At 73.5% G+C, this 10088-nt stretch carries 10 protein-coding genes; 5 read left to right on the forward strand and 5 right to left on the reverse strand.

Annotation, left to right across the window (positions count from 1 at the left end; translation table 11 throughout):
- Nucleotides 1-125: 125 nt before the first annotated feature.
- From ACFCZF_RS20455 to ACFCZF_RS20470, 4 genes are all read right to left on the reverse strand, one after another.
- On the reverse strand, nucleotides 126-2255 hold the full coding sequence (locus ACFCZF_RS20455; protein ID WP_376672841.1) for a xanthine dehydrogenase family protein molybdopterin-binding subunit: 2130 nt from the start codon (nucleotides 2253-2255) through the stop codon (nucleotides 126-128).
- Nucleotides 2256-2281: 26 nt separating this feature from the next.
- Nucleotides 2282-3274, reverse strand: coding sequence for an FAD binding domain-containing protein (locus ACFCZF_RS20460; RefSeq protein WP_376672842.1), 993 nt, complete (start codon nucleotides 3272-3274; stop codon nucleotides 2282-2284).
- Nucleotides 3271-3834 carry a (2Fe-2S)-binding protein gene (locus tag ACFCZF_RS20465; RefSeq protein ID WP_376672881.1) on the reverse strand — a complete coding sequence of 188 codons (564 nt, stop codon included), beginning with the start codon at nucleotides 3832-3834 and terminating at the stop codon, nucleotides 3271-3273. Before ACFCZF_RS20465 ends, ACFCZF_RS20460 begins: the two co-directional genes overlap by 4 nt.
- A 380-nt stretch (nucleotides 3835-4214) precedes the next feature.
- Complete coding sequence (locus ACFCZF_RS20470; RefSeq protein ID WP_376672843.1) at nucleotides 4215-5372, reverse strand: hypothetical protein; 1158 nt, start codon at nucleotides 5370-5372, stop codon at nucleotides 4215-4217.
- A 200-nt stretch (nucleotides 5373-5572) separates the two neighbouring features.
- On the opposite strand from ACFCZF_RS20470, the gene ACFCZF_RS20475 reads away from it, so the two are divergent.
- Nucleotides 5573-6367, forward strand: a complete 795-nt coding sequence (locus ACFCZF_RS20475; protein ID WP_376672844.1) for an SDR family NAD(P)-dependent oxidoreductase — start codon at nucleotides 5573-5575, stop codon at nucleotides 6365-6367.
- 20 nt (nucleotides 6368-6387) lie between these two features.
- Here ACFCZF_RS20475 and ACFCZF_RS20480 read toward each other — a convergent pair whose 3' ends face one another.
- Complete coding sequence (locus tag ACFCZF_RS20480) at nucleotides 6388-7470, reverse strand: YihY/virulence factor BrkB family protein (protein ID WP_376672845.1); 1083 nt, start codon at nucleotides 7468-7470, stop codon at nucleotides 6388-6390.
- A gap of 339 nt (nucleotides 7471-7809) precedes the next feature.
- Here ACFCZF_RS20480 and ACFCZF_RS20485 point away from each other — a divergent pair, with 339 nt between their 5' ends.
- From ACFCZF_RS20485 to ACFCZF_RS20500, 4 genes are all read left to right on the forward strand, one after another.
- Nucleotides 7810-8235, forward strand: a complete 426-nt coding sequence (locus ACFCZF_RS20485) for a hypothetical protein (RefSeq protein ID WP_376672846.1) — start codon at nucleotides 7810-7812, stop codon at nucleotides 8233-8235.
- Complete coding sequence (locus tag ACFCZF_RS20490; protein ID WP_376672847.1) at nucleotides 8232-9017, forward strand: hypothetical protein; 786 nt, start codon at nucleotides 8232-8234, stop codon at nucleotides 9015-9017. Before ACFCZF_RS20485 ends, ACFCZF_RS20490 begins: the two co-directional genes overlap by 4 nt.
- Nucleotides 9018-9055: 38 nt before the next feature.
- Nucleotides 9056-9589 carry a roadblock/LC7 domain-containing protein gene (locus tag ACFCZF_RS20495; protein WP_376672848.1) on the forward strand — a complete coding sequence of 178 codons (534 nt, stop codon included), beginning with the start codon at nucleotides 9056-9058 and terminating at the stop codon, nucleotides 9587-9589.
- A 74-nt stretch (nucleotides 9590-9663) separates the two neighbouring features.
- Nucleotides 9664-10038, forward strand: coding sequence for a hypothetical protein (locus ACFCZF_RS20500; protein ID WP_375908186.1), 375 nt, complete (start codon nucleotides 9664-9666; stop codon nucleotides 10036-10038).
- The last annotated feature ends 50 nt before the right edge of the window (nucleotides 10039-10088 follow it).

Raw genomic sequence — 10088 nt, forward strand, 5'->3', positions numbered from 1 at the left:
GGTAGGCCGGAGGGGGGAAGGGAGAAGAAGGGGGGGGGGGCGAACAACGGGGGAAGAAACAACTGGTTCAGCCCAGGGGGGAGGGGGGGAGGAGAAGGACGCCGGGAGCGAACCACGTCCCGCCCTCACGTCCCCAACATGCCCGCGGGATGCTCGTGTTCGAGCAGGCCGGTGAGCACCCGGTCCGGGGTGAGCGGGAGTTCCCGGTAGCGGATGCCCGTGGCGTGGTGGACCGCGTTCCCGACGGCCGCCGCCGAGCCGACGATGCCGATCTCGCCGATGCCCTTGCTGCCCATGGGGTTGAGGTGGGCGTCCTCCTCGTCGACCCAGTGCGCCTCCACCGCCGCGACGTCGGCGTGCGCGGGCACGTGGTACGAGGCCAGATCGGACTCGGTGAAGTCGCCGAACGCCGGGTCCACCGTGCTGTCCTCGGTGAGCGCCATGCCCAGGCCCATCGTCATGCCCCCGATGAACTGCGAGCGCGCCGTACGGGCGTTGAGGATGCGCCCCGCCGCGAAGACACCGAGCAGCCGCGTCACCCGAACCTCGCCGGTGACCGTGTCGACGGTGACCTCGGCGAAGTGCGCGCCGAACGCGTGGCGCGCGTAGGGGCTCTCGGCGTCGGCGGTGCCGGAGGTGTCCGCGTCGGCCGCGATCCCGTCGTCGGGCAGCGGCCCCGAGTGCTCGGCCAGCCGGCCGGTCAGCCGCACGCACGCCTCGTGCACGGCCCACCCCCAGGAGGCGGTACCGGAGGAGCCGCCGGCCATGGGCGCGAAACCGATGTCGCTGTCGGCGACTTCGATACGTACTCGGTCCAGCGGGACCCCGAGGGCGTCGGCCGCGACCTGGGCGCAGACCGTGCGGGCGCCCGTTCCGATGTCGGTGGCGTTGACGCGCACCAGGAAGCCGCCGCCGGGCAGGGCCCGCGCGGACGCCGCGCACGGCGACACCAGGACCGGATACGTGGCCGCGGCCACCCCGCTGCCGACCAGCAGGGGACCGTCGCTGCGGGACCCGGGTCGCGGATCGCGGCCCTCCCACCCGAAGCGGCGGGCGCCCTCGCGCAGACACTCCATCAGATGCCTGCTGCTGAACGGCTTGCCGCTGTCGGGCTCGGTCTCCGGCTCGTTGCGGATCCGCAGCTCCACCGGGTCCATGCCGAGTTCGACGGCCAGTTCGTCCACCGCGGACTCCAGCGCGTACATGCCGGGGCACTCGCCGGGGGCGCGCATCCAGGACGGTGTGGGCACGTCGAGCCGCGCCACGCGGTGGAGCGTGCGCAGGGCGGGGGCGGCGTACATGACGCGCGCGGGGACCGCCGCCTGTTCCACGAACTCCTTCACCCGGGAGGTGTGTGTCGTCACCTCGTGCACGAGGGAGGTGAACCGGCCGCCCGCGTCCGCGCCGAGGCGCAGCCGGTGCAGGGTCGGCGCGCGGTGGCCGACGACGGCGGGCAGGTAGCGGCGCGGCAGCGCGACGGTGACCGGCCTGCCGGTCTCGCGTGCCGCCATCGCGGCCAGCACCACGTCGGGGCGGGGCGTGCCCTTCGACCCGAAGCCGCCGCCCACGTGCTCGGCGAGGACCGTGATCCGGTCCTCGGGCACCTCGAACATCCTGGCCAGTTCCGTGCGCACGGCGCTGGTGCCCTGGCTGGAGGAGTGCACGGTCAGCCGGTCGCCGTCCCACTGCGCCGTGCTGGTGTGCGGCTCCATCGGGTGGTTGTGCAGTGGCGGTATCCGGTACTCGACGTCGACACGCGTCGCCGACGAGGCGAAGGCACCGTCGGGGTCGCCGTGTTCGGTGACGGCCGGGAAGCCGCCGTTGGCGGACTCGGGGACGTACGCCTCCGGATGCGCCGCGGTGAGCGTCACGTCGTGGTCCTCCGCCTCGTACGTGACACGGACGGCGGCGGCACCGGCCCGCGCGGCCTCCAGTGTCTCGGCCACCACCAGGCCCACGAACCAGCCCCGGTGCGGGACGTGCGGGCTCTGCAGCAGGGCCAGGGTCGGGTCGTCCGGGTCCCCGAGCCGGGGCGCGTTCTCGTGCGTGAGCACCGCGAGTACGCCGGGCAGGGCGAGTGCCGGGGCGGTGTCGACGCCGGTCACCCGGCCCCGCGCGACCGCCGCCGGCACGGGCCAGGCCTGGGCGCGGCCCGGGGAGTCGTACTCGGCGGCGTACCGGGCGGTGCCGGTGACCTTCTCCCGCCCCTCCCGGCGCTCGACCGGAGCGCCCAGGACGGTTTCGGTGCCGGTCATGGGGGTCCTCCTCGTGGACGCCGGGTTCAGGTGGTGGCGGGCGGCGCGAGGCGGCCCATTACGTCCAGGGCCAGCCGGCGGGCCAGCGGCACCTTGTAGGCGTTGTCCCGCAGCGGCTCGGCGGCGGCCAGCTCCAGGTCGACGGCGTGCTCGAACGCCGCCGTGGTGGGCGCCGCGCCCACCAGCGCGTCCTCGGCCCGCCGCGCCCGCCAGGGCCGGTGCGCCAGGGCACCGAAGGCGATGCCGGCGCGGTCCACCACCCCGTCCCGCATGTGCAGGACGACGGCGACGGAGGCCAGGGCGAAGGCGTACGACGCCCGGTCACGGGCCTTGCGGTACGCCGACGGCAGCCCGGCCGTGGCGGACGGCAGCACCACTGCGGTGATCAGCTCGCCGGGGTGGATCTCCGTGTCCCGCTCCGGGTGCAGGCCCGGCAGGCGGTGGAAGTCGGCGGCGGGCACGCTCCGCGTCCCCTCGGGGCCGTGCAGCTCCACGCGCGCGTCCAGGGCGGCGAGCGCCACCGCCATGTCCGAGGGGTGGGTGGCGATGCACTGCTCGGAGTGGCCGAGCACCGCGTGGTCGCGGTGCACGCCCTCCAGCGCGCCGCAGCCGGTGCCGGGCTCGCGCTTGTTGCAGGGCTTGGACAGGTCCTGGAAGTAGGGGCAGCGGGTGCGCTGGAGCAGGTTGCCGCCCGTGGTGGCGGCGTTGCGCAGCTGTCCCGAGGCGCCCGCCAGCAGGGCCTGGGAGAGCGCCGGGTAGCGGTCGCGGACGGCGGGGTGGGCCGCGAGGTCGCTGTTGCGGACCATCGCGCCGACCCGCAGCGCGCCGTCGGGCAGCTCCTCCACCGCGTCCAGCGGGAGGCGGGTGACGTCGACGAGGGCGGCGGGCGTCTCCACGCCGAGCTTCATCAGGTCGACCAGGTTGGTGCCGCCGCCGAGGTAACGGGCGCCGGGGTGGGCGGCGAACGCGTCGGTGGCCTCCTCGACGCTGCCGGCCCGTACGTAGGCGAAGGGCTTCACGGGATCACGTCCTCGACGGCGTCGGCGATGCGCGGATACGCACCGCACCGGCAGATGTTTCCGCTCAGCCGCTCGCGGATCTCCTCCCGGACCAGCGGAACGGGCTCACCGGAGGGTGCCGCCGGGTCGGTGACGTGGGACGGGTGCCCGGCCGCGGCCTCGGCGAGCACGCCGACCGCGGAGCAGATCTGGCCCGGGGTGCAGTACCCGCACTGGAAGGCGTCGCGCTCCAGGAACGCCCGCTGCATCGGATGCAGTTCCTCCCCGTCGCCGGCGAGGCCCTCGACTGTGGTGATCTCGCAGCCGTCCAGGGCGACGGCGAACAGCAGGCAGCTGTTGACCCGCCGCCCGTCCACCAGGACCGTACAGGCGCCGCACTGCCCGTGGTCGCAGCCCTTCTTGGCGCCCGCGAGCCCGAGATCCTCCCTCAGGAGGTCCAGCAGGACCCGGCGGTGGTCGACGGTGAGGGTGTGCGGTTTGCCGTTCACGCGAAGCGTGGTCTGCGAGCGGGACGTCTGAGGTGGGGAAGCGGGGGCGGTGCCCTCGTGCTGGCTGTCCATGGCGTCGATGACCTTCCGGGACGGGCCGTGCTGCCGTTCCGTCCGCGTATCCACGTCGGACCGGCTGACACGTGAGGGTGCCCTCAGTCGGCGGGCCACCGCCGGGCCGACCTGCCCGGGACGGCGCCATGACCACGGCACCCGAGGGCCGCACACGTCGGGAACACGTCACGCGGGACACCCAGCAGGCCCCGGCGGCAGTCGTCCGCCCGCCGGGGACGACGCTGAAGCCCGTGGTCCGCACCGCCCTCGACGGCCTCCCGGACCGCCGTGCCGATGACCGGAGCGACGAGCGCCACGCCCGCCCCGCCACCGGATGCCCACCGCTCACCGGGGCCGGCCGCGGTCCGGTCGTCGTCGGTCGCCTCGCCCGGCGGCCGTCAGTCGTCGCGTTCGGCGGGCGGCCGGGTGGTGTCCTGGCCGTCGGTCTCGGTACGCGGTGTCCGGCCCGAGCCCCTGAACCGTTCCAGCGTGCGGGTCAGACTCCGCAGCGGCGACACCTGGGGCGCCTCGGCCGGCGGGGGACCGGTCGGGGCGGACGCGGCGGACTCCCGGTACGCGGCCAGGGCCTCGCCCGCGCGTTCGGCCGCCTCCCGGTACAGGTCCCGGGACTGCGTCATGGCCTCCAGCGCCTCGGCGTACATGGCCACCAGTTTGCGCTCGCGGTCCAGTTCCTCCGCCATGGTCAGCAGCCGCCAGTCCTCCCGCAGCGCGGTGAGGGCCTCCTCCGCGCCGTCCGGCAGCGGCCTCGGCAGCGCGGCGAAGGACGTCACCGCCGCGATCAGGCCGGTGGGCTCGGAGCCGTCCAGGAACACGGTGCGGACGGAGAAGTCCGGGGCGTCGTAGCCGGACGGGGCCGGGGAGCCGGGCAGCACCACGGCGCCACCGCGCGGCACCTGGACGCCGAAGTCCTCCAGGGCCCAGTTGACCACCCGCAGCTGCTGCGGCGCGGCGCGGTGCTCGACCACGCGGTGCCGCAGACCGGGAGGCAGCCGGTCCGCCAGCGGTACCCGGCCGCGATGGTCGGGGGTCATCGCCTCGTGCACGACGACGTGGATGTTCCACGGGCCGCGCCCGGCCTCCTTGAGCAGCCGGCGCAGGGTCTTGTCGTCGTCGGGCAGGGTGTTGATGCCCCGCAGCCGCAGCCCCGTGGCGGCGTCGCGGTCCCAGGTGACGTCCGGGTCGTCGGGCCAGAACATCGTCGCGGGTGAGGGCCAGGCGGGATCCCAAGCCTCCTCGGCCTCCGCGAGCAGGGTCCACTCCTGCCCGCCGGCCGAACCGGGCGCCAGGACCAGTCTGGCCCGCACGGTGACGACCCCCGCGGCCTTCCAGCGCGCCTCGAAGATCCGGTGGCCGGGGGCCTCGTCGCCCGGCTGCTCCTCGGCGGGCAGTTCCAGGAAGTCGTCGATGACGCGGCTGTCCTTCAGCCGCTGCAGAGTGTGCCGGACGGTGTCCTCCGCCGCGGAACCGACGTGGCGGCCGCGAGCGGCCCACACCGTGGGCGGAGTCGTGGGGCGGGCGGTGGCAGAGGTCGGCATGAGTCCATCGGGAGGCAGAAGCGGGGGCACGGACACACGCAAGTATCGTCGCCGCAGGTCAGCGGAGAGCACCCGGGGGTCCGCCGACCGGGCGGGTCGCGGCACGGTTCGCGGTGCGGTGGGCGGCGTACGAGGTGCGCCGTGGGCGAGGGTGGGCAGGAGCACGGCGACCGACCGTACGGCACGAGAAGGAGCGACCGATGGACCTCGACCTCGGCGGACGGACCGCACTGGTGACGGGCTCCTCACAGGGCATCGGAGCGGCGATCGCCGCCGGACTGGCCCGGGCCGGCGCCACGGTGGGCGTCAACGGACGCGACGCCGGCCGCCTGGAGGAGAGCGTCGGGAAACTGCGGGCCGAGGTGCCGGACGGGGTGTTCGTGCCGGTCGCGGCCGATCTCGGCACCGCGGAGGGCGCCGAGCGGTCCCTGGCGACGCTGCCCGACGTGGACATCCTCGTGAACAACCTCGGCGTCTTCGGCGCGGTGCCCGCGCTGGAGATCAGCGACGACGAGTGGCGCCGCTACTTCGAGATCAACGTCCTCGCGGGCGTCAGGCTGACGCGCGCCCATCTCCCCCGGATGAGGGAACGGGGCTGGGGCCGGGTGCTGTACATCGCGAGTGACTCGGCCGTCGTCGTCCCGGCCGAGATGATCCACTACGGCGTCTCCAAGACGGCACTGCTCGCCGTGAGCCGCGGCTTCGCCAAGGAGGCGGCGGGCAGCGGCGTCACAGTGAACTCCGTCATCGCCGGACCCACCCACACCGAGGGCGTCGAGGACTTCGTGTACCAGCTGGTCGACCGCGAGCTCCCCTGGGACGAGGCACAGCGCGCCTTCATGCGCGAACACCGCCCGCAGTCGCTGCTCCAGCGACTGATCGAGCCCGAGGAGATCGCCAACCTCGTGGTGTACCTGAGCTCGCCCCAGGCGTCCGCCACGACCGGCGCGGCCGTCCGCGTCGACGGCGGATACGTCGACTCGATCCTCCCGTAGTCACTCTCCTGGGCCCGTAGTCACTCTCCCGGTGCCGCGCGCCGCCGGTCCGTCTCGTCCCAGGCCCGGGTGTCGCGCGGCTCCACGTACGGCTCGTCGTCGGGCGGGTGGCCGCCGTCGATCACACGCTGCCGGGCCAGTTCGGCGTCGAACTCGAGGCCGAGCAGAATGGCCAGATTCGTCACCCACAGCCACACCAGGAAGATGATGACACCGGCCAGAGTGCCGTACGTCTTGTTGTACGAGCCGAAATTGGCCACGTAGAACGCGAAGCCGACCGAGGCGACCAGCCAGATCAGCAGGGCGAGGACGCTGCCCGGCGAGATCCACTTGAAGCCCTTGACCCGGGCGTTCGGGGTGGCCCAGTACAGGATCGCGATCATGGATGTGACGAGCACGACCAGCACCGGCCACTTGGCGATCGACCACACGGTCAGAGCGGTGTCGCCGACGCCGAGCGCGGTGCCCACCTGCTGGGCCAGACTGCCGGTGAACACGACGATCAGCGCGCTGACCACGGCGAGCACCAGCAGCACCACGGTCAGGGCCACCCGCAACGGCAGCACCTTCCACACCGGGCGCCCCTCGGGCACGTCGTAGACCGCGTTCGCCGCGCGGATGAACGCGGCCACATAGCCGGACGCCGACCAGACGGCACCGACCAGGCCGACCACCGCCAGCACGGAACCCAGCCCGGCCTTGGCCTGCAACTGCTCCACCGCGTTGGTGATGACGTCCCGTGCGGCCCCGGGCGCCAGCTTCTGGATGTTGTCCAGCACTTCCTGGGTGGCGGACTGCCCGGCGATCCCCAGCAGGGAGACCAGCACCAGCAGGGCCGGGAACAGCGACAGGATCCCGTAGTAGGTGAGAGCGGCGGCGCGGTCGGTCAGCTCGTCGTCCTTGAACTCGGCGATCACGCGCCGCAGCAGCGAGGACCACGAGCGCTTCGGCAGCTGGGTGGGGGAGCCGGGAGCGGCGCGCTCGGTGGAGGAGCCCGGGCCGTAGTCCTCGGGCGCCGTCTCGTCCGCGGTGTCGTCCGTGGTGTCGTCCGTGGTGTCGTCCTTCGGGTGCTTCCCGCGATGGAAAAGATGCTGTCGGGCCATGGGCCCCGAGTTGCCCGTCTCGGCGTACCCAAGCCCCGTGCGCGGGAAGCGCGCCGGGTGTGCGGGCGCCACCCGAAACCGCGTCGTTCACTCGTGGTCAAGGTGTTCGCGCCGTCCCCACAATGGTCGGCGCGGACAGGTCCCGCCCGCCATCCGCGTCGGGGCGGGCCTGCCCGCGCCACCCCTCGCCCACCGGGCCCGCGACGGTCGAAATACCGCAGTATGCCGGAGCGCGCGCACGTTCCTCTGGAAAATGCCAAAGCGCTCACCAGATGCGTGCACTTTCCGTAGTCTCGGCGTCACGTTCGCGGTACAGCCGTGCGGGAGAGGGGATCCGGCGTGCCCGGAATCGACGAGAGTCTGCTGGAAGCCATGCGGCTGCCCGGCGCACGGGGCGCGTCGCTGGTCGACTGGATCAGCGGGCTCGCCCTGGGCGCCGTCGGCGAGGCGCCGGGCGGCGACTGGGAGGCGACCGCGGCGGAGACCGCGGAACTGGCCCGGCACGTCGCGGAGAGCGGCTCCCTGGCAGCGGCCGGCGCGCCCGGCACCGCGGGCGCCCGCGGTGCCGCCGTCGCGCCGGAGAAGGAACCACCGGTCGAGGACATGATCGCCACCACCGTCGACGCCTATCACCTGCTCAGGTTCGTCAGCACTCCGTTCGACAGCACCGTCTTCCTCCACCTGTGGCTGGACCGCAACGACGGAAACCTCGCCCTGGCCCGCATCCGGCTGTCCGAGATGGCGGATCGTCTGGTGCTCGGATGACCAGGGTGACGACCACCTGGACCACGCACGAAACGACGTCGGCGGCTCTCGGCGCACTCGCGGCCGAAGGGGCGACCGGTGCCCTGTCGGGCGAGCGGGGCGTCGTCTACCTCGCGGCGGGCCGGGTCGTACACGTGGAGTCCGCCTTCACCCCGGACCTCGGCGCGCTGCTCACCCGCAGCGGCGCCGTCGCGCCGGACGGCTGGTGGGACGCGGTCGACCGCGGCGGCAGGCAGGCCCGGGTCGGACACCGGCTCGTGGACAGCGGCCGGCTCGCCGCAGGGGCGCTGGAGGTCTGCCACCTGGGCGCGCTGTTCGACGCCGCGTACTTCGTCCTCGCCCACGACACGCGCGCCCACCGCTTCCGGCCCGGCGCGGTGCACTGGCTCGGCGCGGTCCGGTCCGTACCGGTGGACGTCGTCGTCCGCGAGTGCGGACGCCGGCGCGCCCTGCTGGACCGCATCTGGCCGGACCCCGACATCGACACCGTCCCCCTCACACGGGTGCCCGACGCGGGTGCCGCCGCCCTGCCGGTACGGCGCGGCCGGACCCTCACCCAGGTCGACGGTGTCCGCACCGCGGCGGAGATCGCCTCGGCGCTCGCCTGCCGCACGTACCACACCCTCGTCGAACTGCGCCGCCTGGCCGCCGACGGCCTCGTCACCGCCGCGCCGCCCGCTCCCACGCCCCTCGCGCCGGGTCCGGACCCGCACGGCGTCGTGTGGGACGACCCGGACACGGCCCTGCTGCGACGGCTTCGAGACGCCTTGGAGGCCCTGTGATACGCGCGCGTCGACAGCGTGCCGAAAGGAGACTGCTCATGGCCGTCGAGAGCGACGTCCTGGACGAACTGCACCGACTGCGCAACCGTGTACCCCAGTTGACCGGATCGCTCGCGGCCACCGTCGACGGGCTCGTACTGGCCCACGACGCACCGGGCACCGAACCCGAGGGCCTCGCCGCGCTCACCGCCGCCGCCCTCGGCGTCGCCCAGCGCATGGCCGACGCCACCTCGCGCGGCGGGTTCCGGGAACTGCTGCTGCGCGGGACCGACGGCTACGTCGCCACCTACGCGGCCGGTCCGGCCGCCGTGCTCACCCTGCTCACCGACGGCCGGGTCAACGTGGGCCGGCTGCACCTGGAGGGCCGGCGCAGCGGCGCCCGGATCGGGGAGCTGGTCGTCGACCGCATCGGCCAGGACCGGGGCCGCTCCCCGGCCGCAGAAGCCGTCGAACACGCCACGATGCCCGCCGGGGAAACGGCCCGCCCCATCGGCACCCTGCCCGTGCGCACCCCGCAGCGGCCCACACACCAACCGAGTCCCCAGATCGGCGGCCAACGCCGGCCGACCTGATCAACCGATTACTACCGATTACTACGGATCACGTACTGAACACGTATCGATCACGTTCGGAAAGGAACCCACGCATGGCCAACCTGGAGACCTCACTCAAGGAATGCCTCAGCTCCATCGATGGGGCGAAGGCCGCCGCGCTGGTCGACTACACCAGCGGCATGGCCCTCGGCACGCTGGGCGGCACCAAGGACTTCAACCTGGAGGTCGCCGCCGCCGGCAACACCGACGTCGTGCGGTCCAAGCTGCGCACGATGGAGCACCTCGGTCTGAAGGAGGAGATCGAGGACATCCTGATCACCCTGAACACCCAGTACCACATGATCCGCCTGCTCAAGGGCCGTGGCGGCAACGGGCTGTTCCTCTACCTGGTGCTCGACGCGAGCCGCGCCAACCTGGCGATGGCCCGCCACCAACTGCGCCGGATCGAGAACGAGCTGGAGGTCTGAACCGGCGGACCGCACAACCGGGCGCGGGCCCGGCGGGAGAAGCTCCACGC

This window comes from Streptomyces sp. NPDC056296, from assembly GCF_042268605.1.
Lineage (GTDB): Bacteria > Actinomycetota > Actinomycetes > Streptomycetales > Streptomycetaceae > Streptomyces.